This is a genomic window from Burkholderia sp. AU30280, assembly GCF_020420125.1.
Taxonomy (GTDB): domain Bacteria; phylum Pseudomonadota; class Gammaproteobacteria; order Burkholderiales; family Burkholderiaceae; genus Burkholderia.
This window is the reverse complement of the sequence record NZ_JAIZRY010000010.1, coordinates 187294-201901: the sequence shown is the minus strand read 5'-3', so window position 1 is coordinate 201901 and position 14608 is coordinate 187294. Positions and strand designations below refer to the sequence as shown.

Below are 14608 nucleotides of genomic sequence, written 5' to 3'. Positions count from 1 at the left end.
GCGATCGGGACGGGTATGGTGATCAGGGATCGATGACGTCGGCACACGCGTCGGTCGGTGCGGCCGCGACATGGCCGACGAGCGGCACGATCTTGAGCCCGGCCGAGGCGACCCGGCACGGTGCGGCCGCGAGGCCGCAACCGGCGAGGTTCGCTGCAAGCGCCAGCGCGGCGGCCAGCTTTCCGATACGCAGCCACTTCGGCGTCATCGTCCTCTCCTGGTTGCGTCAGCGGGCCGACACGGGCCGGACGGCCGCGGCGGCACGCTTCGCGCGCTCGCGCGCTTCGTCGACGGTCGCGCCGGTCGCCAGCGCGACGCCCATGCGCCGCTTCGCAAAACTTTCCGGCTTGCCGAACAGGCGCAGGTCCGCGCCCGGCACCGCGAGCGCGTCGCGCACGCCCTCGAACGCGATCCCGCGCTCGTCGAGCCCGCCGTAGATCACGGCCGACGCGGCCGGCGTACCCAGCGCCGGATCGACCGGCAGCCCGAGAATCGCACGCGCGTGCAGCTCGAATTCCGACTGGCGCTGCGACGCAAGCGTGACGAGGCCCGTATCGTGCGGCCGCGGGCTCACCTCGGAGAACCAGACGTCGTCGCCGCGCACGAACAGCTCGACGCCGAACATCCCGCGCCCGCCGAGCGCCTCGGTGACCTTGTGCGCGATCTCGCGCGACTTCTCGAGCGCCACCGCGCTCATCGGCTGCGGCTGCCACGACTCGACGTAGTCGCCCGCGACCTGCACGTGGCCGACCGGCTCGCAGAAGTAGGTGCGCGTGGCGTCCGTCGCCGGATCGATCGCGCGCACGGTGAGTTGCGTGATCTCGTAGTCGAAATCGATGAAGCCCTCGACGATCACGCGGCCGTGGTTCACCCGTCCGCCCGCCATCGCGTAGTCCCACGCCGGCTTCACGTCGGCTTCGGTCTTCACGACCGACTGCCCTTTGCCCGACGACGACATCACGGGCTTCACGACGCACGGCATGCCGATCTTCGCGATCGCCGCGCTGAACGCCTCGAACGAATCCGCGAACGCATACGGCGAGGTCGGCAGGCCGAGCTCCTCGGCCGCGAGCCGGCGGATCCCTTCGCGGTTCATCGTGAGCTGCGTCGCGCGTGCGGTCGGGATCGCCTCGGCAAGGCCGGCCGCCTCGATCGCCGCGAGCGCGTCGGTCGCGATCGCCTCGATCTCGGGCACGATCAGGTGCGGGCGTTCGGCTTCGACGATCGCCCGCAGCGCGGCGGCGTCCGTCATGTCGATCACGTGCGCGCGATGCGCGACCTGGTGGCCCGGTGCGTCCGGATAGCGGTCGACCGCGACGACTTCGACGCCGAGCCGCTGCAACGCGATGATGACTTCCTTGCCGAGTTCGCCGGCGCCGAGCAGCATGACGCGCGTGGCCGAGGGTGAGAGCGGCGTACCGAGCCGCTGACCGATCTGCATGTGATTACCCGCTTCTGGTGGAGGACGAAAACGGCTCCGATGTTAACACGCGCCACGGCACCGGTTTTGCGCGTTTCGCCGCGCCGGCGCCCGGCCGCGGGCCGCTCGCAAGCGGGCTGCGAACGTTTTCACGCGCGAAGTGTCGGCTCGCCTGCCGCGGGGCGGGTGCGTTACTCTTACGCCTTGATCAGAATCCGATGAGGAACGAGGCTCATGTCCCACCTGTCCGCCGCCGCACGCGCACGCACCGGCCTGCTTCGTCCGCTGTGCGCGCCGCTTTGCGCGTTGACGCTTGCCACGCTTCTCGCCGCCTGCGCGATGCCGACCCACCCCGATTCCGCCGCACCCGCGCCCGACCCGTACAATCCGGCCGCCGTCCAGCTGCTAGACGACACGAGCTGGGAACTCACCAGCTGGCTGAATGCCGACGGCACGCAGCGCGCGATCCCGCACGGCGACAACGGCGAGCCGATAAAGCTCGCGCTGTCGACCGATTCGGGCATCCGGCGCGCCAGCGGGTTCTCGGGCTGCAATCGCTACATGGGCACCTACGCGATCAAGAACGGCCTGTTGAGCTTCGGTCCGCTCGCCGGCACGCGGATGGCCTGCCCGAATACGCTCGGCGGCCAGCTCGAAACCGCGTACCTCGACGCACTCGCCCACGTCGACAAGACCGGCGTGCAGATGCGCGAGCCGCAGCAATTGCAGATCGTGACCACTTCCGGGGCAACGCTGACCTTCACGCACCGGAGCCCCTGATGCACGGCGCGCGCGAAGGCCGACCGACCGCCTTCGCGCCGCGCGCCACGCGCGTGTGCCGCGCACACGCGTCGCACGGCGTGAATCGAATGCACGCCGCGTTAGAGTCTTGTTCGCCGGCCGGTTAAACTCGGCGGGTCGCGCCTCGCGCGCCCCTCCCCACTCCTGTTTCAAAGCATGCACACGGTTGTCTTCGGCTGGTTCGGCATCTCCGCCGTCTGGTTCCTCCTTCTCTTCTGGCGTCTCGTGCAGGCGATGCTGCCCGGCGGCGGCGGGCTCGCCGGCCGCGGCTCGATCCGCCTGTGGCTCGGCTTCGCCGCCGTGTTCGTGGCCAGCTGCACGCTGACGAGCCCACTGTCGGGCCCCGACACGAACGCGCTCGGCCATGCGTTCTCCGCAGGCTTCGCCCACGTGCTGGGCCCGATCGGCACGCCGGTCGCGATGGTCGTGCTGTTCTTCGCCGGGTTGCCCTGGCTGACCGGCATCGGCTGGCGGCAGTTCGCCGCGTGGGTCGATACGTCGTTCGGCGTCAAGCTGGCGCGCGACAGTGGTGACGACGAAGCGCGCGGCATCGCCGACCTGCCGCGCAGCGCGTTGCATCGCGACGACGATGTCGTCCAGCCGAGCACCGCACATACCGTCAATTCGATGGCGCCGCGCCAGAACGGCCGGTATTCGCGCCCGACGCTGTGGAAACCCGACCCGCAGGCGCGCCCGAAGCTGCGCAGCAGCACGCCTGCGCGTCCGCACGTGGAACCTGTTGCGCCGTCGGGCTGGTTGAAGCCGGCCGCGCCCCAGCGCAGCATGCCGACACCGCCCGCGCCGATCCCCCCGGCCAGCGCGATGCCGCCGCCGACGACCGGCAGCACCGCCAGCCTCGCGCGCGCAGCGGCAAACTCACAAGTCCCGCGCCCCGATCCGGCCCCGCTTCCTGCCGGATTCCAACCCGTCCGCCCGCGTCCGACTGCCGCGCGACCGGCCACCGCCGCGTTGAAGCCGACCCCGCCGCGCACCACGGTCACGCCGCGGCCGGCCACCACGCAGCCGCAGCGCCCGCCGGTACGCCCCGTCGCAGGAGCCGGTTCGGCCGGCCTGCCGTCGGATGCGGCACGACGTCGCCCGGTGCAGCAAACGCCAGCGCGCCCACCGCTATATGCGTGGACGGAAAAACCCGCCGCACCGATCACGCCGGCGCCGAGCGTGCACGACACGCTGCGCTCGATCGAGGCCAGCACCGCGCAATGGGCGACGCTGGGTGGTGCGCAGTCGGACGGTGCCGGGCGCGCGGCGGCAGCCGCAACCGTGGCCGGTGTGGCTGCGGCAGCAGCCGGCACGGCAGCGGCGGCAGCAGCGACCGTGCCGACCGGGTTCGCCTCCGCGGCCCACGGCCTCGCGGCGCATGACGCCAGTGTTCCGTTCGCACACGATGCGACGCCCGCGTACGACGACAACGCACCGATCATGCTCGACGCGTTCGTGCCGGCTGCACCCGCTGTCCATGCACCGGTTGACGATGCAGGCGCCGTGGCGTTCGACGCCGCCGCACCGCACGCGGTGTCGAATGCCGTCATCGACGCCGCCGCGTTCTCGCATCACGCCGATGACGAAATCCGGCACGCCGACGATGCCGCTGCCGCACCGGCATCGGGCATCACGCCCGCGCCGGCGTTCGACGCGCCCGTCGACCTCGCGCCGTGGGAAGACCTCGCCAGCCAGCCGGTTTCCGGGTTCGACGCGTCCGCGTGGCACCCGGTCGCCGCGCCGTCGACGGCTGTGACGGGATCGGAACCGGCCAACGCCGCCTCCGCGCAACCGACGACCGACGCGGCTCACGACATCGCCGCGAGCAACCCGCCGGCATCGTTCGACACTGACGACAAGGACACGGCGCGACCGGCTGCTGCAATCGATCGCACGGCCTCGGCCCGCATGCCGCAGGGCATCGCCGACGCGCACGCCGACGTGAAGCCCGCCGGGAACGTCGCGCCGTTCGCGGCCCTTCCCGCCTCTCCGATCGCCGAAACGACATCGCGCACAAGTGCCGAAACCCGGCCGTTTGCGGCAGCGTCGGCACCGTCGGCATCGAGTGCCGCACTGGAAGCAGCCAAGTCGGACACGGTGGAACCTGCAGCGCCGCTGACGGCAATCGCTCAACGCGCCGCACCGGCGGCGGCATGGACGTGGACGCCTGCGACGGCGCAACCGGCCACGACGCATACGCCCGTCACCTCGGAATTGCCGAAATCGCCGGTTACGGCTCAACCGTTTGCCGCCGCGCAAGCTCAGTCGGCGAGTACTGCGTCGCCGCTCGTCGGCACCGCCCACGGTTCGACCGCGCAAGCGTCTGCATCCGCATCGGACATTGCGCCTGTCGCCGTCACCGCTTTGTCGGACGGTGTGATCGGCACGGCTCGCGGTTCGCTTGCTCAACCGGCCGAGTCGAACGCGGCATCCGTCGCGCCGGCATCCCCGATCGGCGTGACCGGCACTGCGTCGGCTCCGCTTTCGCAGCCGGCCACTTCGGCGTCGAACGCTGTATCCATCGCGCCGGCGCCTCCGGTCAGCGTAGCGGGCACGACTGACGGTTCGCCCCTCCGCGCATCGACGCCCGCGTCGTCCGTCGCGCCCGCCGTGACGCCGTCGACGGCCGGCACGTCGGCTTCGACTTCCGGTTCGACCGTGCCTGCGCCCGCCATGCCGGCGATCGCTGCCACGACACCCGTCAATGTCGCGTCGGGCCTGATCACTGCACCGTCCGCGCCCGCCCCGACGCTTCAGGCCAACCCGGCAACCTCGTCGACGGGTACGACATTCGGCGCATTCGCACCGCAGCCGACCGCAAGCCTGCCCGTACCACCGGCCGCTTCCGACACAACTGCACCGACCTCCGCCCCGATCGCATCGATCGCCACGGCGGCAGCGACGCCAGCGCAACCGATCGCCAATTCGCCCACCGCTCCGGCCGGCTCGCTGACGTCCTTCGGCATGACCACCGCGACGCTGGCTCCGTCGATCGCTTCCGCACCTGCGGCAATCGCAGCCACGACGTTTGCAACCCCGCCCGCCTCGGCCTCGTCGCCGGCAAGCTGGTCCGCGTCGAATGTCTCCGCAGCACCGGCAGCCCCATTGGCCGCGGTGCCGCAACCCCCGGCAACGATCCCCGGCGCGAGCCTGTCCGCACCGGCGGCGGTCGCGCCCGTACCGGCGATGCCCGTCGGCCACCCGGCCGAAGCGGCGACCGCGGCGGCGACCGCACCGGCCGTGCCGATCGAAGCCGCATCGCCGCCGCCCGCCGACACCCCCGCGCGCCCACCGCGCCCGAACGCGTTCGAATTCCACGCGCCCGCGTCGTTCAACGTCGAACTGCCGACGCTCGACCTGCTCGAGCCCGCGTCCGACGACGTCGAAATGATCACCGAGGAACACCTCGCGCAAACGGCGCAGGTGATCGAACAGCGGCTGCAGGAATTCAAGGTGCCGGTGACGGTCGTCGGCGCTTCGGCCGGCCCCGTGATCACGCGCTTCGAGATCGAACCCGCGCTCGGCGTGCGCGGCAGCCAGATCGTCGGGTTGATGAAGGACCTGTCGCGCGGCCTCGGCCTCACGTCGATCCGCGTCGTCGAGACGATTCCCGGCAAGACCTGCATGGGCCTCGAACTGCCGAACGCGAAGCGCCAGATGATCCGCCTGTCGGAAATTCTCGAGTCGCGCCAGTACCAGCACTCGGCCTCGCAGCTGACGATCGCGATGGGCAAGGACATCACCGGCCACCCGGTCGTCACCGATCTCGCGAAGGCGCCGCACATGCTCGTCGCCGGCACGACGGGCTCGGGCAAGTCGGTCGCGATCAACGCGATGATCCTGTCGCTGCTGTACAAGGCGACGCCGGAAGACGTGCGGCTCATCATGATCGACCCGAAGATGCTGGAGCTGTCGGTCTACGAAGGCATCCCGCACCTGCTCGCGCCGGTCGTCACCGACATGAAGCTCGCGGCGAACGCGCTGAACTGGTGCGTCGGCGAGATGGAGAAACGCTACCGGCTGATGTCGGCCGTCGGCGTGCGCAACCTCGCGGGCTTCAACCAGAAGATCCGCGACGCCGAAGCGAAGGAAAAGAAGATCGGCAATCCGTTCTCGCTGACGCCCGAGGATCCGGAGCCGCTGTCGACGCTGCCGCTGATCGTCGTCGTGATCGATGAGCTGGCCGACCTGATGATGGTCGCAGGCAAAAAGATCGAGGAACTGATCGCGCGCCTCGCGCAGAAGGCGCGTGCGGCCGGCATCCACCTGATTCTCGCGACGCAGCGTCCGTCCGTCGACGTGATCACGGGCCTGATCAAGGCGAACATCCCGACGCGCGTCGCGTTCCAGGTGTCGTCGAAGATCGACTCGCGCACGATTCTCGACCAGATGGGTGCCGAGTCGCTGCTCGGGATGGGCGACATGCTGTTCCTGCCGCCGGGCACCGGTTATCCGCAGCGCGTGCACGGCGCGTTCGTCGCCGACGAGGAAGTGCACCGGATCGTCGAATACCTGAAGCAGTTCGGCGAACCGCAGTACGAGGAAGGGATCCTCGACGGCCCGGCTGCCGACGGCGCGACGCAGGACCTGTTCGGCGATGCGCCGGAAGCGGAAGCCGATCCGCTGTACGACGAAGCCGTCGCGTTCGTCGTGCGCACGCGGCGCGCGTCGATCTCGTCGGTACAGCGGCAGTTGCGCATCGGCTACAACCGCGCGGCGCGCCTCGTCGAGCAGATGGAGACGGCCGGGCTCGTGTCGGCGATGGGCATCAACGGCAGCCGCGAGGTGCTCGTGCCGGCAGCGGCCGACTGAGCGCGGCGGCCGGTCGTCCACCGGCAACCGATACGGGCGCACCGGGAAACCGGCCGCCCCAAGAAAGGGCGCTGCATCGGCAGCGCCCTTTTCCTTTACTGCACCGGCACCAGCTTGAAGTCGACCGGCTTGCCGACCGCCACCTTCTGCGGATTCGGGCCGAGCTGCCCCGTTTCGACATTGCGGCTGAACACGTAGAACGTATCGCTGTCCTGGTTGCCAACGATCAGCCACTTGCCGGTCGGATCGATCAGGAACTCGCGCGGCGTCTTGCCGAGGCTCGACTGGCGGCCGACCAGCTTCAACCGGCCGTCCGCCTGGTTCACCGCGTAGATCACGAGGTCGTTCGCATCGCCGCGGTTGCTCACGTACAGGAAGCGGCCATCCGGCGACAGGTGGATCGCACCGCCGCCGACCTTGCCCTTGAAGCCCGGCGCGGTCATCGACACGGTCTCGACCGGCGTCAGCTTGCCGTCGTGGTAGCCGAACACCTCGACCGACGCATTGAGCTCGCTCGTCACGTACGCGTACCGGCCATCAGCGCCGAACACCATGTGACGCGGGCCCGAGCCCGCCTTCACCGGCGTGTAGCGCGTGTCGGTCGGGCTGATCAGCCCGCGGCTGCCGTCCACCGTGTAGCGGTAGCCGTAGATCTTGTCCGTGCCGAGATCCTGCACGAACAGGTAACGGCCGTCCGGCGAAAACACCGTCGAATGCACGTGCGCGCCGTCCTGGCGGCCCTTCACGGGCCCCGTGCCTTCATGGTGCACCGTCAGCACGGCCTGACCGACCGCGCCGTCGTCGCGCAGCGGAAACACCGCGAAGCTGCCGCCCGGATCCTTCGCGACCGAGTAGTTGGCCGTCACGAGGTATTTGCCGTCCGGCGACAGCGCGAGATAGCAAGGATCGTTCCCTTCCGACGACACGCGGTCGATGAAGCTCAGCGCGCCCGTCTTCGCGTCGAAGCGGAATGCGCTGACGCCGCCGCGCTGCGTCGCCGGGCCGTCGTCGCCGGGCAGTTCGTTGACCGCGTAGACGGTGCGACCGTCGCGGCTCGGCAACAGGTACGACGGATTCACGGTCTTCGCCGACGACACGGGCGCGACGCTGCCGGTTTTCGTATCGAAGCGGTAAACATAGATGCCGTCGCTGCCGCCACCCGTATAGGTGCCGACGAGCAGGTTGTAGACGCCGTCAGCCGGGGCGGGCGATTGCTGCGCAAATGCGTGGGTCGCGGAAAGGGAGAGCACGATCGCGAAACCTTTCATCCAGTGAGCGAGCCTAAGCGGGAACCCTCGTGTCGAAGCGCGTGCGTCACGCTCGCGTAAACGGTTGGGCATTGAATCCTCCTTGCATCGAGTCGCTTCAAGTGTTGAGATAGGACGAAACGCCGGCCGTTCATGCGCTCCGCCGCCCGGCCGAGTATACGGGGCGCGGCGCCAGCGCGTGAAGCCTTGGCCACCGCCGCCCGCATTGTGAACTCGAATACCCAAGGATCGCCTGCCCATGCCTGCCCTGATCGAAGACTACGCCCTCGTCGGCGACGGCCACACCGCCGCGCTGATCGCCAAAGACGGCTCCGTCGACTGGCTGTGCTGGCCCCGCTTCGATTCGGGCGCCTGCTTCGCGGCGCTTCTCGGCACGCCCGAGCACGGCCGCTGGCTGCTCGCGCCGGCCGCCGACGCCGCGATCACGCACACGACGCGCCGCTATCGCGGCGACACGCTGATTCTCGAAACCGACTACGAAAGCGCCGACGGTGCCGTCACCGTGATCGACTTCATGCCGCCCGGCAACGGCTGGTCCGAACTGGTGCGGATCGTCGTCGGCCGCCACGGCACGATGAAGATGCGCATGGAGCTGGTGTTGCGCTTCGACTACGGCTTCTCGGTCCCGTGGGTCACGCAGCTAACCCGCGAGGACGGCATGAAGGCGATCGCGGGCCCCGACACCGTCGTGCTGCGTACGCCGGTGCCGCTCGCCGGCAAAAACCTCCATACGCTCGCGGAATTCACGGTGAACGCGGACGAGCGCGTGCCGTTCTCGCTGAGCTATGCGGCATCGCACCTGCGGCTGCCGCCCGCGCGCGATCCGCTGTCGATGCTCGCGCGCACCGAGAACTACTGGCTCGAATGGTCGGGCCGCTGCCAGGTGCAGGGCCGCTACGCCGCCGCGGTGCGCCGCTCGCTGATCACGCTGAAGGCGCTCGCGTACGAGCCGACCGGCGGCATCGTCGCGGCGCCGACCACGTCGCTGCCCGAGAAAATCGGCGGCAACCGCAACTGGGACTACCGCTACTGCTGGCTGCGCGACGCGACGATCACGCTGCTCGCGCTGATGCGCGGCGGCTACTACGACGAGGCGCGCGCGTGGCGCACGTGGCTGGGCCGGGTGATGGCCGGCTCGCCCGAGCAGATCCAGATCATGTACGGGATCGCCGGCGAGCGCCGGCTGCCGGAAATGGAGCTCGACTGGCTGCCCGGCTACCAGGACTCGAAGCCGGTACGCATCGGCAACGGCGCCGCGAACCAGTTGCAGCTCGACGTGTTCGGCGAGGTGATGGCCGCGCTGCACCTCGCACGGGTGGGCGGCCTGCAGGCCGACGACACGGTCTGGTCCGTGCAGTGCGCGCTACTCGACCATCTCGAGAAAATCTGGCAGGAACCCGACGAAGGCATCTGGGAAACGCGCGGCGGCCGCCGTCATTTCACGTTCTCGAAGGTGATGGCGTGGGTCGCGTTCGACCGCGCGATCAAGTCGGCGGAGATGTTCCGGCTGCCCGGCTCGCTCGACCGCTGGCGCGCGCTGCGCGACGAGATCCATGCCGACGTGTGCAACAACGCGTGGCACGAAAGCAAACAGGCGTTTGCGCAGAGCTACGGCAGCGACGAGCTCGACGCGAGCGTGCTGCTGATGCCGCTGCTCGGCTTCCTGCCGCCGGAAGATCCGCGCATCGTCGGCACGGTCGAAGCGATCGAGCGGGAATTGCTGCACGACGGGCTCGTGATGCGCTACCGCACGACCGACTACGACGACGGCCTGCCGCCCGGCGAAGGCACGTTTCTCGCGTGCAGCTTCTGGCTGGTCGACAACTATGCGCTGCTCGGCCGGATCGACGACGCGCACCGCCTGTTCAGCCGGCTGCTCGCGCTGTCGAACGACCTCGGGCTGCTCGCGGAGGAGTACGACCCGGTCGCCGGACGGCTCGTCGGCAACTTCCCGCAGGCGTTTTCCCATGTGGCGCTCGTGCATACCGCGATGAACCTGATGCACCACGAGGACGCGATGGCGCGCGCAGCCGGCCAGCCCGCGCCGGCGGTCGCGACGGGGCGCTGAACGGGGGCGCGAGCGACTTGGTCAGAGAACGTCAAATCGCAAAACTTTGATGAAAAATCGGGGAAATGTTGCATTGCACCACCCATCGTTGTCCGATATGATCGACGCGATTGTCCGGCTGCAGTGCACCATGGCCGGGCGCTGACCCACACGGCACGCCGCGACGCCCCACGCCGCCCTTGCGCACCGTCCCCCACGCGGGAGTAGCCTGCATGCTTTACCAATTGCACGAATTCCAGCGGGCGATGCTGAGCCCGCTCACGGCCTGGGCCCAGGCCGCGTCCAAGTCGTTCGCCAATCCGTCCAGCCCGTTCTCGCTGATGCCCGGCGCGACGCGGATGGCCGCCGCGTACGAACTGATGTACCGGCTCGGCAAGGATTACGAGAAGCCCGAATTCAACATTCATCAGATCGTCAAGGACGGCCACAACATTCCGATCGTCGAGCAGACGATCGTCGAGAAGCCGTTCTGCCGGCTGCTGCGTTTCAAGCGCTATTCGGACGACGCCGACGCCGTCACGCAACTGAAGGACGAGCCGGTCGTGCTGGTCTGCGCGCCGCTGTCGGGCCACCATTCGACGCTGCTGCGCGATACGGTGCGCACGCTGCTGCAGGATCACAAGGTCTACATCACCGACTGGATCGACGCGCGGATGGTGCCGGTCGAAACCGGCCCGTTCCACCTGCACGACTACATCGCGTACATCCAGGAGTTCATCCGTCACATCGGCGCGCGCAACCTGCACGTGATCTCGGTGTGCCAGCCGACGGTGCCGGTGCTCGCGGCGATCTCGCTGATGGCGAGCCGCGGCGAGGACACGCCGCTCACGATGACGATGATGGGCGGCCCGATCGACGCACGCCGCAGCCCGACGTCGGTGAATTCGCTCGCCACGCAGCATTCGACCGCGTGGTTCGAGAACAACGTGATCCACACGGTGCCCGCCAACTATCCGGGCGAAGGCCGCCAGGTCTATCCGGGCTTCCTTCAGCACACGGGCTTCGTCGCGATGAACCCGGAGCGGCACGCGCAATCGCACTGGGATTTCTACCAGAGCCTGCTGCGCGGCGACGAGGATGACGCCGAAGCGCACCGCCGCTTCTACGACGAGTACAACGCGGTGCTCGACATGGCCGCCGAGTATTACCTCGAGACGATCCGCATCGTGTTCCAGGAATTCCGCCTGGCGGAAGGCACGTGGGATGTCGAAGGCGAGCGCGTGCGTCCGCAGGACATCAAGCACACCGCGCTGATGACGATCGAGGGCGAACTCGACGACATCTCCGGCAGCGGCCAGACGCACGTCGCGCACGAGCTGTGCACGGGTATCCCGCAGGACCAGCGCCGCAGCCTGACCGCCGAGAAGTGCGGTCACTACGGGATTTTCTCGGGCCGCCGCTGGCGCACGATCATCTATCCGCAACTGCGCGACTTCATCCGCGAGCATGCACCGGAGCCGAAGCACGGCGCGACGAAGGATGTCCCGGCAGCACCGGCGGCCAAGACGCTCGTGGCCGTGCCGGCCAGCAACGCGCCGGCCGAAACGACGCGCGCTGCCACGGTGAAGCGCACGCGCGCGAAGGCGCCGGCGAAAGCCGCCGCCCCCGCCAAGGCCGCATCGGCAGCACCGGCCACGAAACGCGCTTCCGCCGGCAGCCCACGCGCAAAGGCCGTGCGCCCGCGCAAGGCCGCCTGACGCACCGCGTTCCGACGAAAAAACGCCGCCGTTGCCTGCGCACGGCGGCGTTTTCACATCTGGCGGCGCATCAGCGCCGCAGCAGATACGCGAGCAGCACTTCGGTGTTCATCCGGACCATCTCGGCCCGCTCGTCGGCATCGGTGAAATCGCGGCCGAGCGTCGCGGCGAGCGTGAAGCGGTTCGACACGATGTAGTAGCCGAGCCCCGACAGCGTCACGTAGAAGCGCAGCGGATCGACGTCGGTGCGGAACAGCCCGGCCTTCTGGCCGCGCGTCAGCACGTTGCCGAGCTTCGCGACGATCGGCGACATCATCTCGCGGATCCGCGTCGACTTGTGCAGGTAGCGCGCTTCGTGCAGGTTCTCGTTGTTGATGAGCCTGAGCAGTTCCGGATGGTCGCGGTAGTAGTCCCAAACGAAATGCGCAAGCCGCGTGACGGCTTCGACCGGCGCGACGCCGTCGAGATCGAGCTCGCGCTCGGCCTCGGTCAGCGCGGAGAACGCGTGTTCGAGCACGGCCGTGAACAACTGCTCCTTGCTGCCGAAGTAGTAATAGAGCATGCGCTCGTTGGTTTCGGCACGGCGCGCGATCTGGTCGACGCGTGCGCCGAACAGCCCTCCACTCGCGAACTCTTCGGCTGCCGCCATCAGGATGCGGCGCCGCGTACCTTCAGGATCTCTTTTGATTTTTGGCTGATTCATGGTGGCGTTTTGCTATGTGAGCCGCGTGATCCGGACCGGCACCCCCACCGCCTCGGCGCCGGCCGCCGTGGAACTGGCGCGCCGCGGGCGGCCGCCCTCCTGCTGAGCCCCTGCAAAAAAGCGGTTCGATTATGCGCACAGACGGCGTCCAGCGCAATGCGGGAAATCGGCGATAATCGAGCTTTGGCAAACCTTTCCGGCCGCGCCCGACGTGGCCGAGAGCCATTCGGCGCCGCTGCGCCCGTTGTCACCGTGACCGATTCCAAAACACTCGCAGATCGCATCGAAGATCTGCTTCCCCAGACGCAATGCACGAAGTGCGGCTATAACGGCTGCCGCCCGTACGCCGAGGCGATCGCCGCCGGCGACGCGAACTACAACCAGTGCCCGCCCGGCGGCGCCGAAGGCATCGTGCGCCTGTCGAGCCTGCTCGGCAAACCGGTGATTCCGCTGAACCCCGTCAACGGCAGCGAGCATCCGCGCGCGGTCGCCTTCATCGACGAAAGCCTGTGCATCGGCTGCACGCTGTGCATGCAGGCGTGCCCGGTCGACGCGATCGTCGGCGCGCCGAAGCAGATGCACACGATCATCGAATCGCTGTGCACGGGCTGCGACCTGTGCGTGCCGCCCTGCCCGGTCGACTGCATCGCGATGCTGCCGGTGACCGGCGAACGCACCGGCTGGGACGCGTGGTCGCAGGAACAGGCCGATGCCGCGCGCGAACGCCACGATCTGCGGCTCGCGCGCCAGCGCCGCGAACGCGAGGCCGCCGAAGCGCGCGCGGCCGCACGCCGTGCGGCCAGTGCCGCGAAGCCGGCGGCGGCACCAGCGGAAGCGCAATCCGCCGCCCCGGCTGCGGACGACGCCGAAGCGAAGAAGCGCGCGATCATCGCCGCCGCGCTCGAACGGGCGCGCAAGAAGAAGGAAGAGCTGTCCGGGCAAGGCGCCGGGCCGAAGAACACCGAAAGCGTGAGTGCGGCCGTCCAGGCGCAGATCGACGCGGCCGAGGCACGCCGCAAACGGCTCGCCGAACAACAGGCCCAGCGCGACGCCGAAGCGGCAGCCGCGAGCGGCACCGACGAAGAGAACGACGCAGGCAACGACGGCCCAGGCGGGCCGTCCGCACCGCCCGACCAGAACGCTCCATGAACGCCAGCAAACGACGCGCGATCTACGAAACGCTGCAGAGCCTCAATCCGCATCCGACCACCGAGCTCGAATACTCGACGCCGTTCGAGCTGCTGATCGCCGTGATGCTGTCCGCACAGGCGACTGACGTATCGGTCAACAAGGCGATGCGGAAGATGTTTCCGGTCGCGAACACACCGCGACAAATCGTCGCACTCGGCGAAGAAGGCGTCACCGAGTACATCAAGACGATCGGCCTGTACCGGACCAAGGCGAAGAACGTGGTCGCGACGTGCCGGATCCTGCTGGACCGCTACGACGGCGAGGTGCCGGCCGATCGCGAAGCGCTCGAAGGGCTGCCTGGCGTCGGCCGCAAGACCGCGAACGTCGTGCTGAACACCGCGTTCGGCCAGCCGACCATCGCGGTCGACACGCATATCTTTCGCGTCGCGAACCGCACCGGGCTCGCGCCGGGCAAGGACGTGCGCGCCGTCGAGGCCGCGCTCGAGAAGTTCACGCCTAAGGAATTCCTGCAGGATGCGCATCACTGGCTGATCCTGCACGGGCGCTACGTGTGCAAGGCCCGCAAGCCCGAATGCTGGCACTGCGCGATCGAGCCGCTGTGCGAATTCAGGCCAAAGACGCCACCGCCGAACGAGTGACGCGCAACCGCGGCTGACGTGCCGCAGCCGTCCGGCGCCATGCGGTCGG

The 14608-nt window shown here is 68.9% G+C and carries 10 protein-coding genes; 6 read left to right on the top strand and 4 right to left on the bottom strand.

The features are described from left to right. Window positions 1–22 precede the first annotated feature (22 nt). The gene (locus tag LGN17_RS23465) at window positions 23–208 is read right to left on the bottom strand and encodes a DUF6726 family protein (RefSeq protein WP_226198815.1); all 186 of its coding nucleotides are present in this window, start codon (window positions 206–208) and stop codon (window positions 23–25) included. 18 nt (window positions 209–226) lie between these two features. After that, window positions 227–1441, bottom strand: coding sequence for a formate-dependent phosphoribosylglycinamide formyltransferase (purT, locus tag LGN17_RS23460; protein WP_226198814.1), 1215 nt, complete (start codon window positions 1439–1441; stop codon window positions 227–229). 213 nt (window positions 1442–1654) lie between these two features. Here purT and LGN17_RS23455 point away from each other — a divergent pair, with 213 nt between their 5' ends. Then, the gene (locus LGN17_RS23455; protein ID WP_226198813.1) at window positions 1655–2200 is read left to right on the top strand and encodes an META domain-containing protein; all 546 of its coding nucleotides are present in this window, start codon (window positions 1655–1657) and stop codon (window positions 2198–2200) included. A 177-nt stretch (window positions 2201–2377) separates the two neighbouring features. Further along, on the top strand, window positions 2378–7033 hold the full coding sequence (locus tag LGN17_RS36765; protein WP_226198812.1) for a DNA translocase FtsK: 4656 nt from the start codon (window positions 2378–2380) through the stop codon (window positions 7031–7033). A gap of 95 nt (window positions 7034–7128) precedes the next feature. Here LGN17_RS36765 and LGN17_RS23445 read toward each other — a convergent pair whose 3' ends face one another. Continuing rightward, window positions 7129–8373 carry a lactonase family protein gene (locus LGN17_RS23445; protein ID WP_226198811.1) on the bottom strand — a complete coding sequence of 415 codons (1245 nt, stop codon included), beginning with the start codon at window positions 8371–8373 and terminating at the stop codon, window positions 7129–7131. Window positions 8374–8539: 166 nt separating this feature from the next. Here LGN17_RS23445 and LGN17_RS23440 point away from each other — a divergent pair, with 166 nt between their 5' ends. Then, entirely contained in the window at window positions 8540–10369 is a 1830-nt protein-coding gene (locus LGN17_RS23440; RefSeq protein WP_226198810.1) for a glycoside hydrolase family 15 protein, read from the top strand. 212 nt (window positions 10370–10581) lie between these two features. Further along, entirely contained in the window at window positions 10582–12066 is a 1485-nt protein-coding gene (locus LGN17_RS23435) for a polyhydroxyalkanoate depolymerase (protein WP_226198809.1), read from the top strand. Between the two features lie 70 nt (window positions 12067–12136). Here LGN17_RS23435 and LGN17_RS23430 read toward each other — a convergent pair whose 3' ends face one another. Continuing rightward, window positions 12137–12769, bottom strand: coding sequence for a TetR family transcriptional regulator (locus tag LGN17_RS23430; RefSeq protein ID WP_039370405.1), 633 nt, complete (start codon window positions 12767–12769; stop codon window positions 12137–12139). A 156-nt stretch (window positions 12770–12925) separates the two neighbouring features. On the opposite strand from LGN17_RS23430, the gene rsxB reads away from it, so the two are divergent. Together rsxB and nth are read left to right on the top strand one after the other, a co-directional pair. Further along, complete coding sequence (gene rsxB / locus LGN17_RS23425) at window positions 12926–13918, top strand: electron transport complex subunit RsxB (protein ID WP_226198808.1); 993 nt, start codon at window positions 12926–12928, stop codon at window positions 13916–13918. Further along, the gene (gene nth, locus LGN17_RS23420; protein WP_042976184.1) at window positions 13915–14559 is read left to right on the top strand and encodes an endonuclease III; all 645 of its coding nucleotides are present in this window, start codon (window positions 13915–13917) and stop codon (window positions 14557–14559) included. Before rsxB ends, nth begins: the two co-directional genes overlap by 4 nt. Window positions 14560–14608: the final 49 nt, after the last annotated feature.

Coding starts and splice junctions, on each gene's coding strand:
- nth (WP_042976184.1), top strand. CDS start 13,915: ATGAACGCCAGCAAACGACGCGCGATCTACGAAACGCTGCAGAGCCTC.
- purT (WP_226198814.1), bottom strand. CDS start 1,441: ATGCAGATCGGTCAGCGGCTCGGTACGCCGCTCTCACCCTCGGCCACG.
- LGN17_RS36765 (WP_226198812.1), top strand. CDS start 2,378: ATGCACACGGTTGTCTTCGGCTGGTTCGGCATCTCCGCCGTCTGGTTC.
- LGN17_RS23445 (WP_226198811.1), bottom strand. CDS start 8,373: ATGCCCAACCGTTTACGCGAGCGTGACGCACGCGCTTCGACACGAGGG.
- LGN17_RS23430 (WP_039370405.1), bottom strand. CDS start 12,769: ATGAATCAGCCAAAAATCAAAAGAGATCCTGAAGGTACGCGGCGCCGC.
- LGN17_RS23465 (WP_226198815.1), bottom strand. CDS start 208: ATGACGCCGAAGTGGCTGCGTATCGGAAAGCTGGCCGCCGCGCTGGCG.
- rsxB (WP_226198808.1), top strand. CDS start 12,926: ATGCGGGAAATCGGCGATAATCGAGCTTTGGCAAACCTTTCCGGCCGC.
- LGN17_RS23455 (WP_226198813.1), top strand. CDS start 1,655: ATGTCCCACCTGTCCGCCGCCGCACGCGCACGCACCGGCCTGCTTCGT.
- LGN17_RS23440 (WP_226198810.1), top strand. CDS start 8,540: ATGCCTGCCCTGATCGAAGACTACGCCCTCGTCGGCGACGGCCACACC.
- LGN17_RS23435 (WP_226198809.1), top strand. CDS start 10,582: ATGCTTTACCAATTGCACGAATTCCAGCGGGCGATGCTGAGCCCGCTC.